Genomic DNA, 14,487 nt, shown 5'->3' with positions numbered 1-14,487 from the left:
GACCGGTCGGTACCGGGTCGCGTCCCACCGTGACGAGGAGGTCACATGAGTGAGGAGAACCCTCCGGGACTCGACCTGGACCGGCTGCGCGCCCACCTCGACCGGCAGCGCCCGGACCTGGTCACCGGACCGTTGCGTGCCCGGGTGATCGAAGGAGGCCGGTCGAACCTCACCTACGTCGTCGACGACAGCACCCACCGCTGGGTGGTCCGCCGCCCGCCGTTGGGCCACGTGCTGCCCACCGCGCACGACATGCGCCGCGAGCACACTGTCATCAGCGCCCTCGCGGCCACCCCGGTCCCCGTGCCACCCACCGTGTTGCTGTGCGAGGACACCTCGGTGCTCGGAGCGCCCTTCTACGTGATGGACCATGTCGAGGGCACCCCCTACCGGCACCGCGACCAGCTCGTTCCGTTGGGCCCCGAACGAACGCGGCACATCGCCGAGGCGATGATCGACACTCTGGCCGAGTTGCACGCCGTCGACTACGTCTCGGTGGGCCTGGCCGACTTCGGCAGGCCCGAGGGCTTCTTGGAACGGCAACTGCGGCGATGGGGCAAGCAACTCGATGCCTCCCGCAGCCGCGACATCCCGGGAATCGACGCCCTGCGCGAACGACTGTCGGCTCGGCTGCCGTCGTCGCCGGAACCGACGATCGTGCACGGTGACTACCGGCTCGACAACCTCCTCGTCGCCGACGACGACACCATCACCGCCGTACTGGACTGGGAGATGTCCACACTCGGCGACCCGCTCACCGACATCGCCCTGCTGATCGCCTACACCGAGGGCGAAGCGCTGGGCGACGAGGTCAGCAGCGTCGCCACCGCACCGGGCTTCCCACCCGTCGACGACCTCATCGCGCGCTACACGAGAACGTCGGGACGGGACACCTCGGCGCTGAACTGGTATCTCGGCTTCGCGTTCTTCAAGCTCGCCGTGATCTTGGAGGGCATCTACTACCGATTCAGTCAGGGAAAGACGGTCGGCGAAGGTTTCGACCGCATCGGAGCGAGTGTCGCGCCACTGGTGGCGCGTGGAAACGCCACTCTCAAGGAGGTCTGATGGACTTCGCGTACGACGCCACCACCGAGCGGTACCGCGAGAAGCTGCTCGAGTTCATGGACGAGCACGTGTACCCCGCCGAACCCGTACTCGCCGAACAGACGCGGACCGCCGCCGACCCATGGGCGCCTCCGCCGATTATCGAGGAGCTCAAGACCGAAGCCCGCGAGCGCGGTCTGTGGAACCTCTTCCTGCCCGGCGAACACGGCGCGGGCCTGACGAACCTCCAGTACGCGCCCTTGGCCGAGATCACCGGGCGCAGTCCACACCTCGCCCCGATCGCCACCAACTGCGCTGCACCCGACACCGGCAACATGGAACTGCTGGCGCAGTTCGGCTCGCCGCAGCAGCGTCGGCAGTGGCTGCGGCCGCTGCTGGACGGCGAGATCCGCTCGGCCTTCGCCATGACGGAGCCCGACGTCGCCTCCTCCGACGCACGCAACATCGGGACCCGTATCGAACGGGACGGCGACGAGTACGTGATCACCGGCCACAAGTGGTTCATCTCCGGCGCGATGAACCCGCGTTGCCGGATCTTCATCGTCATGGGAAAGACCGATCCGGACGCCGAACCGCATCGGCAGCAGAGCATGGTGCTCGTGCCCCGGGACACCCCCGGCGTGCACGTGAAACGGGCGATGACCGTGTTCGGCTACGGGGACGAGGAATCCAGCGGACACGCCGAGATCGTCTTCGACCGTGTGCGCGTGCCCGTCGACAACATCATCGGCGGTGAGGGGGACGGGTTCGCCATCGCGCAGGCGAGGCTCGGGCCCGGCCGCATCCACCACTGTATGCGCGCCATCGGCATGGCCGAGCGTGCCATCGAGCTGATGTGTCGCCGCGCGGTCGCGCGAGTCGCGTTCGGCAAACCGCTGGCCGAACAGGGCGTGGTCCAGGACTGGATCGCCGAATCGCGGGTGCGGGTGGAACAGTTGCGGCAACTGGTGTTGAAGACCGCGTGGCTCATGGACACGGTCGGCAACAAGGGTGCCCACACCGAGATCCAGGCCATCAAGATCGCCACGCCCCGGACCGTGGAGTGGATTCTCGACAAGGCCATCCAGCTACACGGTGCGGGCGGGGTGAGCCAGGACTTCCCGCTCGCCTCGCTGTGGGCCGCGGTGCGCACCCTGCGGCTCGCTGACGGACCCGACGAAGTGCACAAACGTTCCCTGGCCAGGCGAGAGCTGAAGAGGTACCGGTGATGGCGACGGACACGGACGACACGGACCCCCGCACGGAAGCCGAGGAACTACGCCGCCGCGTGGCCGAATTCCTCGCCGAACACGACCCTGTCACCACCGAGCGCCTGGAGTTCCTCCGCGCTCGCTTCGACGCGGGCCTGGCGTGGGTGCACTTCCCAACCGGACTCGGAGGGCTGGGGTTGGCGCGGGAACTGCAATCGGTGGTGGAGGCCGAGTTCGCCGCGGTGAACGCGCCGGACAACGACCCCCGACGTAACGGCATCGGACTCGGTATGGCGGCACCCACGATCCTCGCCGTCGGCACCGAGGAACAGAAACGACGCTTCCTCCGTCCGTTATGGACCGGCGAGGAGGTGTGGTGCCAGCTGTTCAGTGAACCGGGAGCCGGATCGGACCTGGCGGCACTGGCCACCCGTGCCGTGCGGGACGACGACGGCGACTGGATCGTCACCGGACAGAAGGTGTGGACGTCCTCCGCGCACAACGCACGGTGGGCGATTCTGTTGGCCCGCACCGATCCGGACGTGCCCAAGCACCGGGGCATCACCTACTTCGTGTGCGATATGACCGACCCCGGGGTGGAGGTCCGGCCGCTGCGGCAACTCACCGGAGAAGCCGAGTTCAACGAGGTGTTCCTCACCGACGTGCGCATTCCCGACGCACACCGGCTCGGTCCGGTCGGTGACGGCTGGAGGGTCGCGCAGACGACCCTGATGAACGAACGGGTGGCCATCGGCGGCAACGCCGCTTCTAGGGAGAGCGGGATGCTGGGCAAGGTGGTGAACACCTGGCGTCGACGCCCCGAGCTACGCACCCCGGAACTGCACGAACGACTCCTGCGGCTGTGGGTCGAGCAGGAGGCGTTCCGGCTCACGGGAATGCGACTGCGCCAGCAACTCGCCGTCGGTGAACCGGGGCCCGAGGGCTCGGGCATGAAACTCGCCTTCGCCCGCTTGGCCCAGGAGCTGTCGGGGCTCGAACTCGAACTGCTGGGAGAGGAAGGGCTGCGCTACGACGACTGGTCGCTGCGGCGGCCCGAACTGGTCGACTTCGTCGGGCGTGAGGCGGGCTATCGCTATCTGCGGGCCAAGGGCAACTCCATCGAGGGCGGCACGTCCGAAGTGCTGCGCAACATCATCGCCGAACGCGTCCTCGGACTTCCCACCGAGCCGAGGACGGACAAGGACGTCGCGTGGAAGGACCTGCCCCGGTGAAGACTCCCGACCTGCTGTACTCCGATGTGGAGACCGATCTCCGCGCGACGTTGCGGAACGTACTCTCCGAACACTGCGAACCGTCGGCGCTCGTGGCCCGGGTCGACGGCGACGAACCCTATGACACGGCGTTGTGGCGCACCCTGTCGGCCGAGCTGGGACTGGCGGGACTGCCGGTACCGGAGCAGCTCGGCGGTCAGGGTGTGTCGACGAGGGAGACCGCTCTCGTATTGGAGGAGCTGGGCCGCAGCGTGGCTCCCGTGCCGTTCCTCGGTAGCGCTGTGCTGGCGACCTCGGTACTCCTGCGGGCCGACACCGAAGTCGAAAACGTGGCCGCGCTACTGCGACGACTGGCGACGGGCGAGACGACGGGTGCGCTCGCCGTTGCCCTGTCCACCGCGCCAGAAGCGGCGTTCCCCACGGCGGTGCGTGCCACGTCCGGCTCCGACGGTCCCGTGCTCACCGGGACGGTCACCACGGTCGCCGATGCCTCGACGGCCGATGTACTCGTGGTGCCCGCCGTCGGACCCGACGGTCAGGGTTTGTACGAAGTGGATGCCGGCCACTCCGGAGTGGATGTCACCGAGGTGGTGTCGTTCGATCTCACCAGGCGGGTCGGCGACGTGACGATGCGGCAGGCGTCGGCGCGGGAACTGGTCACGGGGCGAGAAGCCGTCACCGCGCTGCGACAAGGACTGGTGACGGCGGCGGGCCTGCTCGCCTCCGAACAGCTGGGCGTGGCGCAGTGGTGCCTCGACACCACGGTGGCGTATGTGCGGGAACGACACCAGTTCGGCAGGCCCGTGGGTTCGTTCCAAGCGGTCAAGCATCGCCTCGCCGACGTGTGGCTCGAACTGGTGGCGGCCCGCGCCGCCGCACGCTACGCCGCCGACGTGCTCGCCGGGACCGACCCGTTCGGTGACGACTCGGACGTCGAGGTGGCGGTGGCCGTGGCGCAGTCCTACTGCGCGACCGTGGCCGTGCACGCCGCCGAAGAGGCGATTCAACTGCACGGCGGCATCGGTATGACCTGGGAACACCCCGCGCACCTGTATCTCAAGCGAGCCAAGGCCGACCAACTCGCACTCGGCACACCGGGGCGGCACCGCGCCCGTCTCGCCGAGGTAGTGGACCTTCCGGCGTCCTGAGGCCGGGCTCAGCTCAGCTCGAGCGAGTCGAGCAGCAGGTCGGCGAAATGATCGCCGACCTGCTGCGCCGACAGCTCCCCGCTGGACTGGTACCAGTAGGCGAGATGGTGCACCGCGCCGAAGAAGAAGTCGACGATGATATCGGCGGGTTTGTCCGAACGGAACAGCCCGGCGCGCTGTCCTTCCTCGATCAGTCCTCGGAACCGTTCGTGGTAGCGACGTCGTTCCGCGCGCACCGCCTTGCGCATCGCCGGGTCCAGCCGGTGCAGGGACTGGAAGAAGATCGTGGCGTCGTCGAGGTTGGCGATCGTGCTGACCACGACGTCCGAGGCGATGGAGTGAAGTCGCTTCGTCACCGGTTCGTCACCGCTGGCGAACGCCTCCAGCCGCCGTGTCTGCTCCCGCAACACCCGCGCGTAGACCTCGTAGAGCAGGTCGTCCTTGGAGCGGAAGTAGTGGTACATGGCGCCTTTGGTGACGCCCGCGGCCTCGACGATCTGACTCACCGACGTGCGATCGAAACCGTGTTCGGCGAACAATCGCGTCGCAGCCGACAGCAACCTCCGTTGCACGGCGGACCGGCCTTCGGGAACACTCACCGTTGGGAGCATACCGATCGGCCGATCCTTCCCCGGTTCGTCACCTCGTCGCCGGCGACTCGTCGTCACCGTCCCGTACGGCGTCGCTATTCCGACGTGTCCTCGAGTTTGCGTTGCAGCTTGTTCATGCCGGCCAGCCAACGCTCGGTTCGGGTGGCCCGGTTCGCGTAGTACTCGGCGACCTCGGGGTGCGGCAGGATGAGGAACCGCCCGTCACGCAGACCCTCCATGGTGACATCGGCGACCTGCTCGGGTTCGATGGCGCCGGGCCCCAGCAGGACCGTGCCCACCGAGCCCGAGTTGGCGAGCATGTCCGTACGCACCCCCTGAGGACAGAGGGCCTGCACCCGGATACCGCGGTGCCGGTAGGTCACCGAAAGCCACTCGGCGAATCCGAGGGCGGCGTGCTTGGTCACCGAGTACGGTGCCGAGCCGAGGTTCGTCAGCAGCCCGGCCGCGGACACGGTGGCCAGGAAGTGTCCACTCCCCCGCTCCAGCCACCGGGGCAACAACTCACGTGCCGCGCGGACGTGGGCCATGACGTTGACGTCCCAGACCCGCGACCACACCTTCTCGGAGGCGTCCGGCCCGCCGGGCACGGCGATGCCCGCGTTGGCGCAGAACAGGTCGATCTCCCCGAGGGCGTCGCGAGCCGCTCCCACCAGCGCGCCCACCCCTTCGACCGACGCCGCGTCCCCGGCCACGGCCACGCCGCCCACCCGTTCCGCCACGGCCGACGCGGCGGCACCGTCGAGGTCGGCGACGACCACCCGGGCGCCTTCGGCGGCGAACCGCGCGGCCAATGCCGCTCCGATGCCGTTACCTCCACCCGTGACGACGACACCGGCCCCGTCGAGGTCGAGTGTCACAGTCCACCGCCGAGCGTGACACCACCGTCGACGACAAGTGTCTGCCCTGTCATCCACGCGGACTGGTCCGACAGCAGGAACGTCACGGCTCCCGCTACGTCGGAGGGGACACCGAGCCGCTTCATCGGGTAACCGGCGGCCACCTCTTCCTCACGGTCGGCGTACAACGCTGTGGCGAAGGCGGTCTTCACCACGGCGGGAGCCACGGCGTTCACCCGGATCGCCGGAGCCAGCTCCTGGGCGAGCTCGGTGGTCAGTCGCAGGAGCGCCGCCTTGCTGACGCCATACATGCCGATGTTGGGCGAGGTTCGCAACCCGGCGATCGAGGAGACGTTGACGATCGCGCCACCGTGCTCGCCCATCCACGCGTCGCGTACCTTCCGCGTCCACGCCAGCGGCGCGAGGACGTTGACGTTGAAGATCTTGGCGGCAGCCTCGGTCTCCACGTCGAGGATCGATCCGTAGACCGGGTTGATCCCCGTGTTGTTCACGAGGAAGTCGATGCGGCCGAAGGTCTCCAACGTGCGCCGCACCACCTCGTCCCGGTGGTCCGCGTCGTCGGCCTTACCAGGTACGCCGAGCGCCACCGAGTCACCGCCCAGCCGCTCGACGGCTTCGGCCAACGGATCGGGCTTCCGGGCGGTGATGACCACTTTCGCGCCGGAGTCGACGAGTGTCTGGGCCACCCCGAAGCCGATCCCCCGGCTGGCTCCTGTCACAATGGCGACCCGGTCCTTCAGTGATTCCACGGCCGTTCTCCAATCCACGCTAAGCACTCGCTTACAATTTGGGCATGTCGATGTCGCTGTCGGCCGACTTGTGGCCGGATGTTCAACCAGACGCGGCGCGGCGGCTCATGCTCGCCGGTGTCGAGTCCTTCGCCCAGCGCGGCTACCACGCCACCACCACCCGCGACATCGCGTCCAATGCCGGCATGAGTCCGGCCGCGTTGTATGTGCACTTCCCTTCCAAGGCGGCGTTGCTGTTCGAGATCAGCCGCAGTGGCCACGAACAGGCACTCAACCTCGTGATGAGCGCCGCCGAACAGGCCGACACTCCGGTGGGGGCCATGCGGGAGATCGTGGAACGGTTCGTCGCCTGGCACGCACGACGCCACACGATCGCGCGCGTGGTGCAGTACGAACTCGGTGCGCTGCCGGAGAAGGAGTACCGCGTCGTCATCGAGTTGCGCCGAGAGATCGAGCGCATCGTGCACGATCTCGTGGTGGCCGGCGCCGAAGCGGGTGACTTCACGGTGTCGGACCCGAAGACGGCCGCTCGTGCGGTGCTCTCGCTCGGGGTGGACGTCGCCCGCTGGTACACCGAGCAGTCGCGTAAATCGCCCACCACGCTGGGCCGGGAGTACGGCGAGCTCGCGCTGCGCATGTTGGGAGCCGACCCGGACCGGTCGCCGGACCGATCGAGCTGACCGCGGCGCACACGCACCTCCCACCTACCGGCACGTCACGGGCACACCCCGTCGGACACGCAACATACTAAGCGGTCGCTCAGCATTGGCGCTACCCCTTCCGTGGACTTCCGGACAGGAGAGCGTTCAGACCCGGACGACTTCCACCCCGCTGCGGCGGAACTCCTTCACCACCCCGCGGTCGGCATTGGTGTCCGTGATCAGCGTGTCCACCGCCTCGATCCCGCAGATCGTCGCGAACGCCGTCCTACCGAGCTTGGCCGAGTCGGCGACCACCACCACCCGGTTGGCGCGGGTGACGAACACACCGTTCACCGCCGCCTCCCCCTCGTGATGCGCGGCGGCACCCCGCTCGACATCGATCGCGTCGACACCGAGGAACAGCACGTCCAGCGTGATCTGTTCCAGAATGGGAGCCGCCAACGGCCCGGTGAGCTCATAGCTCAACGCGCGAGCCACGCCTCCGGTCACCACCACCCGCAGGTGGGGGCGCACGGTGAGCTCATTGGCGATATTGACGGCATTGGTGACCACGACGACCTCATCCCCCGGCGTGTGGCTGCGAAGCTCGGGACGCACCGCGATCTCCCTGGCCACCTCGGTGGTCGTCGTTCCACCGTTGAGCCCGACCACCTGACCCGGGTCCACTATCGACGCTGCCTCGCGCGCGATGCGCGTCTTCTCCTCGGGGTAGCGCGCCGTTTTATAACGCAGAGGGAGATCCGAGGAACCGGGGGCCGTCGTGGCGCCTCCGCGGGTACGAGTGATGAGCTGCTGCTCGGCGAGCTCGTCGAGATCGCGCCGCACCGTCGCCGCCGACACACCGAGCTCGCGCACGAGGTCGTCGATGTGGACACTCTCCCTCTCGATGACGAGTTCGAGCAGTCCCGCTAACCTCTCGTGGCGGTTCATCGCCTCTCTCTTTCACTGTCGTGCCAGGGCAAGGCTTCCTCGGTATGCCGCCGAATACCGCGTCGGACGGTCGGGCCGAGTGCTATCGTCCTCATCGTACTGGCCTCGTGACGGAAACTGATTCAAACTCCGCCGAAACGAACGGTATCTATCACCGCAGCGGGAAGCGAGCCCCCATGATCCTCACGATCACGCCCAATCCTGCCCTCGATGTCACCTACCACCTCCCACACGCACGGTGGGGCGATGTCAACCGAGTCCAGCAGGTCTCCGAGACCGCGGGCGGCAAAGGTGTCAACGTCGCACGCGTGCTGCATCAACTCGGAGAGGCGGTGACGTGTACGGGATTCCTCGGCGGTGACACCGGCGACCGCCTGCGCCACCTGCTCGGCGGCGTCGACCAACGCTGGGTGTCGGTCGAGAGTCCGACCCGTCGCACCACCGCCATCGTCACCGAGTCCGATACGACCCTGTTCAACGAACCCGGCGCTCCCGTCGACGACGCGGCATGGCGGCGACTGAACGCCGTCGTGGCCGATCTCGCCGGTGAAGGCGACGTGGTGGTGGTGTCCGGCTCGATGCCGCCCGGGACCTCCGAAAGCGCCCTGCACACGCTCGTCGACAGCACCGTGGCACGGGGCACGTGGGTCGTGGTCGACACCTCGGGGCCGCTCCTGCGGGTCGCGGCCCGAGCGCGTGCGACGCTGATCAAACCCAATCACGACGAGTTGCGTGCCGCGACCGGCGAGGAGGATGCGCTCGCCGGAGCACGAACATTGCTCGGCGACGGCGCACGCGGTGTCGTCGTCTCGCTCGGCGAGGACGGAATGCTCGCGGTCGCCGGTGATCCCGACCGTCCGCGGACCTGGCGGGTACGTCCGTCGTCGGTGGTGCACGGCAATCCCACCGGCGCGGGAGACGCCGCGGTGGCGGCACTGGCGCGCGCGTTGCACGGCACGAACGCTCCTTTGTCAGCGGTGTTCGCCGACTATCTCGCCGACGCCGTCGCCCTGTCCGCGTCCGCCGTCACCCGACCCGTGGCGGGTGAGGTCGATCTCGACTTCTACCACCGGTCCCGAGCCACCGTGTCCGTGACCACATCGGACCGACACTGAAATTTCCCCACTGGACGACCGGTTGGACCGTAGCGCGGTAGCGACTGCTCCATTCGTCGCACACGGGATTCGGGCACCCGGACGCCGGGTCGTTGATCCCCGCGCACAAAGCATGCCTCTGCCTACTTCTTGATTGATTTTGATTGAAACTCCTGTGTTTCGATCAACTCTTGACATCTTGTTGGCGCCGCGGCAAAGATTGCCGCCACCACGGGCCAGACGGCATCCGCGGCGCCCATGCCCGGCTTCACCGGGATTCGCCGATGCCGGCCACATCGACTGTCAACGAGGAGAGGTCATGGTGGAGGTCAGGCCGAGCCGAAGGACGTTCCTGCAGAGCATGGGGCTGGCAGCGGGAGCCGTCGCCGTGAGTGGCGCCGTGCCCGCGAACGCGGTGACGAGCACCGCCGAGGCTCCGCAACGAGCCCGTGGGCAACGCTCGATGATCGGTGTTCCGTTCGACCGCTACGACGAGGTCCGCATCGGCCTGATCGGGCTCGGCAACCGGGGCATGGGAATGCTGTCCGGTTGGACCGCCATTCCGGGCGCGGTCGTCACCGCCGTGTGCGACACCGTTCCCGAACACGCACACCGTGCGGCCGATGCCGTGAAAGCCGAGACCGGCCGGCGACCGACCGTCCACACCGGAAGCGACAAGGCGTACGAGGCACTCTGCGCATCCGACGAGGTCGACTTCGTCTACGTCGCCACCCCGTGGGAGTGGCACTTCCGGCAGGGCATGGCCGCGTTGAGAAACGGCAAGCACGTCGGAATCGAGTTGCCCATCGCCACGGAACTCAAGCAGCTGTGGGGTCTTGTGGACGCAAGCGAACGAGCTCGGCGCCACTGCTTCCTGATGGAGAACTGCTCTTACGGACGCAACGAGCTGGCCATCCTGCGCATGGCCCACGACGGCCTGTTCGGTGAACTCACCAACGGGCACGGCGGCTACCTGCACGATCTGCGCGACCTGCTATTCAACGGCCACTACACGCCGGAGGACTGGCGGCGAGCGTGGCACACCAAGATCGACGCGAGCTTCTACGCCATGCACGGCCTCGCGCCGATCGCGGCCTGCATGGACATCAACCGTGGCGACCGGTTCACCTACCTGACGGCGACCAGCTCGGCCGCACTGGGACTGGCCGACTACCGCGAGCGGTTCATGCCCAAGGACCACCCGTCGTGGAGCGACACCTACGTCAAGGGTGACCGCACCACGAGCATGCTCATGACCGCCAAGGGCCGGATGGTGCGCGCCGAGCACGACGTCAGCTCACCGCGTCCGTACAGCAGGATCAACAGCATCGCCGGTACCCGCGGCATCTTCGAGGACGACCCCACCCGCATCTACCTCGAACCCGACCACAACGATCACCAGTGGGCGGACGCCCAGCCGTACCTCGACCGTTACGACCACTGGCTGTGGCGCAAGGTCGGTGACGACGCGGAGAACAACGGCGGCCACGGCGGCATGGACTACATCCTCCAGTGGCGGATCGTCCAGCAGATGCGAGCGGGACTCGTGCCCGACATCGACGTGTACGACTCGGCGACGTGGTGCGCGTCGGTGCCTCTGTCCGGAGAGTCGATCCGTAAGGGCAGTCGCCCCGTGGCGGTCCCGGACTTCACGCGAGGCCGTTGGAAGGAACCACGCCCGGGCCTGGACTCCGAGGAGACCGACATGCCCCCGGTCAGGAACCGCCGATGAGAAACGGGCGGGACTCCGCCACTGCTTCCGAACCGACCGCACACATCCGACTTCTGCTCTCGACCATGAAGGAGAACCGGCCGTGACAAGACGATTGCGGGCCACTGCCCTGGTCGCGGCGACCGCGATGGCACTCACTGCCTGTTCGGGCGACGACTCGGCAGACGATGGCAGCGTCGAACTGACGATGCTCGCCGCCTCCTATTCGGACAACACGAAGAGGCTGTGGGAGGAGGTGATCACGAAGTTCGAGGACGCCAACCCGGGTGTGACCGTCAACCTGGAGATCCAGTCGTGGGAGAACATCAACGACGTCATCCGCACGCGGGTGCAGACGAACGAGGCTCCCGACATCTTGAGCATCGACGCCTTCGCCGGTTACGTGGAGGACGACCTGCTGTACTCGGCCGACGAGCTGGTGTCGCAGGAGACGATCGACGACTTCCAGGACGCCTTCCGGGAGAACGCCTCCGTCGACGGCAAGCAGTACGGATTCCCCCTGTTCGCCTCGGCGAGGGCTCTGTTCGTCAACGACGACCTACTGGAACAGGCCGGTGTCGAACAGCCGCCGACGACCTGGGACGAACTGTACGACGCGGCGAAGGCCGTCACCGACTCCACCGACGCCTACGGCTACGGCCTGCCCCTCGGGTCGGAGGAGTCACAGGCCGAAGCGGGTATCTGGTTCCTCGGCGCCGGGGGCGGCTACGGCACCCCGGACGAGATCACCGTGGACACTCCTCAGAACCTGGAGGCGGCGCAATTCATGAAACGCCTCTATGACGACGGCCTGACCCAGCCGGACGCCGGTGCCACCCAGCGCACTCCCATGCTGGACCAGTTCATCCAGGGCAGGTTCGGCATGGCGATGGGTCTTCCGCCGATCGTGGGCATGATCGAGGAGAAGAACCCCGACCTGAACTACTCCATCGTGGACATTCCCACGAAGGACGACGAGAAGGTGACGCTGGGCGTGGCCGACCACCTCATGGCCTTCCGCAACGACGAGGACAAGGCCGAAGAGATCGGCGCGTTCTTCGACTTCTTCTACCAGCCGGAGAACTACCTGTCGTTCGTGGAGACCGAAGGATTCCTGCCCGTCACCAAGTCCGGCGCGGAGGAATCAACGAACGAGGCCATGGAGCCGTTCCTCGAGTTGCTGCCCCACGCGCAGTTCTACCCGTCGACCAACCCCTCATGGGCGACCGCCCAGGCGGCCATGCAATCCCAGATCGGGTTGATCACGGCGGGGAACGACCCGAAACAGGTGTTGGCCGCCATCCAGGCCGAGGTCGACAACGCCTGAGGGCATCCGGGCGCCGGGTGATCCGTCATGGGACCACCCGGCGCCTTCGGGAAGGGAACGTCGATGTCACCAGTCACCACCGGCGGCCGCCGAACGAGCAGAGCCCGGGACCTGTTGCGGGCTCTGCCGTGGATCGGGCCGAGTCTGCTACTCATCGTCGGAGTCGTCTTCTACCCGGCCGTCCTGATGATCGTCAATTCCACGCGGGAGATCTCGCAGACCGGCGTGGACCGCGGCAGCGCGGGGCTCGACAACTACACGGCCCTGTTCGACATGCCCGCCCTCCCCGGGGTGCTGCTGCGCACCGTGCTGTGGGTGTCGGTCGTGGTCGTCGTGACGATCGTGCTCTCGCTGGCGCTGGCGAACCTGCTCAACAAGGCGTTCCCGGGCCGGCAGTTCGTACGTCTCGCCGTGATCGTGCCGTGGGCGGCGTCGGTGGTGATGACGACCACCGTCATCTACTACGGGCTGGAACCGGGCTACGGCATCGTTCAGCAGTTCCTGTACGACATCGGTCTCATCGACTCGCCGGACTTCGGCTTCACCAAGTCGATGCCCTCGGCGTTCCTCGTGGCCATCGGGATCGCCATCTTCGTCTCGTTGCCCTTCACCACCTACACGCTCCTGGCGGGCATGCAGTCGGTCAGTCCCGAGCTGCTGGAGGCGGCCCGGATCGACGGCGCCTCCCCACGCGTGACCTACTTCAAGATCGTGCTGCCGCACCTGCGACCGGCGCTCGCGGTAGCCACGATCATCAACATCATCAACGTCTACAACAACTTCCCCATCCTCAGTGTCGTCACCGGAGCGCTGCCGGGATACGACGCCGACACCACGACCACGCTGATGTTCAAAGTGCTCCAGGACATGCGTGACTCGGGCATGGCCTCGGCACTCGCCGTACTCAACCTGATCATCGTCATCGTGGTGATCGCGGTGTACATCCGGATCGTGAAACCCCTGAAGGCGGTCGACGAATGAGCGCTACTGCCGACACCACCGCCTCGGCCACACAGCCGGCCGCTCCCACACCGTCGGGTTCTCCACGGCGCCGGTCCCGCCGCGCTCAGGAGGCACCGGGTGCCCGAGGATCGATACCCCTGCGCATGATCGCGGGCGCGGTCGTGGCGATCGTCTTCCTGCTGCCCTACCTCGTGATGCTCGTGGGCTCGTTCAAGTCACGCCCGGAGATCCTGCGCGTGCCACCCACGTACCTGCCGGAGGAATGGCTACCGGAGAACTACGTCTCCATGTGGTCGACCCCGGAGACGCCGCTTCCGAACAACCTCACGTCCACCCTGGTCATCGCGGGCTGCGCCACACTGCTGACCCTGGCCGTGGCCACCCCCGCCGCGTACTACACGGCGCGGTTCCGCTTCCCGGGACGTCTGGCGTTCCTGTTCTGCGTGTTGGTGACGCAGATGCTCCAACCGGCCGTGCTGGTGGCCGGTCTGTTCCGGCAGATGCTGTCGTGGGGTATCCAGGACACCTGGCTCGCCATGATCCTCATCAACACGGCGTTCAACATGTCGTTCGCCACCTGGATCATGCATTCGTTCTTCGCGTCGGTCCCCAAGGAACTCGACGAGGCGGCGCAGCTCGACGGTGCGGGGCGATGGACCGTGTTCTTCCGCGTCACCTTGCCGTTGGTGTGGCCGGGGATCGTCACGGCGGTCATCTTCACGTTCGTGGCGGCGTGGAACGAGTTCGCGGCCTCGTTGGTGATCCTGACCTCGGCGGAGAACCAACCGCTGTCGGTGGCGCTGACGAAGTTCGTGGGCCAGTACGACTCGGCCTGGCAATACGTGTTCGGCGTCTCCATCGTGGCGATCGTGCCGGTGGTCGTCCTGTTCGCGTTCATCGAGAAACGACTCGTCGCCGGTCTGACGGCGGGAAGTGTCAAGTAGGTGC

Annotated in this window: 14 protein-coding genes; 10 read left to right on the top strand and 4 right to left on the bottom strand. The window is 67.1% G+C overall.

Annotated features, from left to right (window positions below):
* Nucleotides 1-45: 45 nt before the first annotated feature.
* From M7H19_RS08345 to M7H19_RS08330, 4 genes are read left to right on the top strand one after another with little or no spacing between them, the layout of a single operon-like run.
* On the top strand, nucleotides 46-1,065 hold the full coding sequence (locus M7H19_RS08345) for a phosphotransferase family protein (RefSeq protein WP_298179174.1): 1,020 nt from the start codon (nucleotides 46-48) through the stop codon (nucleotides 1,063-1,065).
* On the top strand, nucleotides 1,065-2,273 hold the full coding sequence (locus M7H19_RS08340) for an acyl-CoA dehydrogenase family protein (RefSeq protein ID WP_298179171.1): 1,209 nt from the start codon (nucleotides 1,065-1,067) through the stop codon (nucleotides 2,271-2,273). The genes M7H19_RS08345 and M7H19_RS08340 overlap by 1 nt, the downstream gene beginning before the upstream one ends.
* Nucleotides 2,273-3,487 carry an acyl-CoA dehydrogenase family protein gene (locus tag M7H19_RS08335; protein ID WP_298179169.1) on the top strand — a complete coding sequence of 405 codons (1,215 nt, stop codon included), beginning with the start codon at nucleotides 2,273-2,275 and terminating at the stop codon, nucleotides 3,485-3,487. Before M7H19_RS08340 ends, M7H19_RS08335 begins: the two co-directional genes overlap by 1 nt.
* A complete protein-coding gene (locus M7H19_RS08330; protein WP_298179167.1) occupies nucleotides 3,484-4,635 on the top strand; it encodes an acyl-CoA dehydrogenase family protein in 1,152 nt (383 codons plus the stop codon). Before M7H19_RS08335 ends, M7H19_RS08330 begins: the two co-directional genes overlap by 4 nt.
* Before the next feature lie 8 nt (nucleotides 4,636-4,643).
* On the opposite strand, the gene M7H19_RS08325 is transcribed toward M7H19_RS08330, so the two are convergent.
* The 3 genes from M7H19_RS08325 to M7H19_RS08315 form a co-directional block, all read right to left on the bottom strand.
* Nucleotides 4,644-5,246 carry a TetR/AcrR family transcriptional regulator gene (locus M7H19_RS08325; protein WP_298179164.1) on the bottom strand — a complete coding sequence of 201 codons (603 nt, stop codon included), beginning with the start codon at nucleotides 5,244-5,246 and terminating at the stop codon, nucleotides 4,644-4,646.
* A gap of 74 nt (nucleotides 5,247-5,320) precedes the next feature.
* Nucleotides 5,321-6,103, bottom strand: a complete 783-nt coding sequence (locus M7H19_RS08320) for an SDR family oxidoreductase (protein ID WP_298179160.1) — start codon at nucleotides 6,101-6,103, stop codon at nucleotides 5,321-5,323.
* Entirely contained in the window at nucleotides 6,100-6,852 is a 753-nt protein-coding gene (locus tag M7H19_RS08315; RefSeq protein ID WP_298179157.1) for an SDR family oxidoreductase, read from the bottom strand. Before M7H19_RS08315 ends, M7H19_RS08320 begins: the two co-directional genes overlap by 4 nt.
* 44 nt (nucleotides 6,853-6,896) lie before the next feature.
* Here M7H19_RS08315 and M7H19_RS08310 point away from each other — a divergent pair, with 44 nt between their 5' ends.
* The gene (locus M7H19_RS08310; protein WP_298179154.1) at nucleotides 6,897-7,532 is read left to right on the top strand and encodes a TetR/AcrR family transcriptional regulator; all 636 of its coding nucleotides are present in this window, start codon (nucleotides 6,897-6,899) and stop codon (nucleotides 7,530-7,532) included.
* Between the two features lie 126 nt (nucleotides 7,533-7,658).
* On the opposite strand, the gene M7H19_RS08305 is transcribed toward M7H19_RS08310, so the two are convergent.
* A complete protein-coding gene (locus tag M7H19_RS08305) occupies nucleotides 7,659-8,444 on the bottom strand; it encodes a DeoR/GlpR family DNA-binding transcription regulator (RefSeq protein ID WP_298179152.1) in 786 nt (261 codons plus the stop codon).
* Nucleotides 8,445-8,620: 176 nt separating this feature from the next.
* Between M7H19_RS08305 and M7H19_RS08300 the strand changes: the two genes are divergently transcribed.
* The 5 genes from M7H19_RS08300 (at nucleotide 8,621) to M7H19_RS08280 (ending at nucleotide 14,483) form a co-directional block, all read left to right on the top strand.
* Nucleotides 8,621-9,559 (top strand): 1-phosphofructokinase family hexose kinase, encoded by a 939-nt coding sequence (locus tag M7H19_RS08300; protein WP_298179149.1) that lies wholly within the window; start codon nucleotides 8,621-8,623, stop codon nucleotides 9,557-9,559.
* Between the two features lie 298 nt (nucleotides 9,560-9,857).
* A complete protein-coding gene (locus M7H19_RS08295; protein WP_298179148.1) occupies nucleotides 9,858-11,270 on the top strand; it encodes a Gfo/Idh/MocA family oxidoreductase in 1,413 nt (470 codons plus the stop codon).
* Nucleotides 11,271-11,352: 82 nt separating this feature from the next.
* Nucleotides 11,353-12,576 carry an extracellular solute-binding protein gene (locus tag M7H19_RS08290; protein ID WP_298179146.1) on the top strand — a complete coding sequence of 408 codons (1,224 nt, stop codon included), beginning with the start codon at nucleotides 11,353-11,355 and terminating at the stop codon, nucleotides 12,574-12,576.
* Between the two features lie 63 nt (nucleotides 12,577-12,639).
* Nucleotides 12,640-13,557: a sugar ABC transporter permease gene (locus M7H19_RS08285; RefSeq protein ID WP_298179144.1), complete on the top strand. Its 918-nt coding sequence runs from the start codon at nucleotides 12,640-12,642 to the stop codon at nucleotides 13,555-13,557.
* On the top strand, nucleotides 13,554-14,483 hold the full coding sequence (locus tag M7H19_RS08280) for a carbohydrate ABC transporter permease (RefSeq protein ID WP_298179142.1): 930 nt from the start codon (nucleotides 13,554-13,556) through the stop codon (nucleotides 14,481-14,483). Before M7H19_RS08285 ends, M7H19_RS08280 begins: the two co-directional genes overlap by 4 nt.
* Nucleotides 14,484-14,487 lie beyond the last annotated feature (4 nt).

The organism is Saccharomonospora sp. (assembly GCF_027317685.1).
Classification (GTDB): Bacteria; Actinomycetota; Actinomycetes; order Mycobacteriales; family Pseudonocardiaceae; genus Saccharomonospora.
The sequence above is the reverse complement of the archived record's forward strand: the minus strand, read 5'-3'. Positions and strand labels throughout refer to the sequence as shown.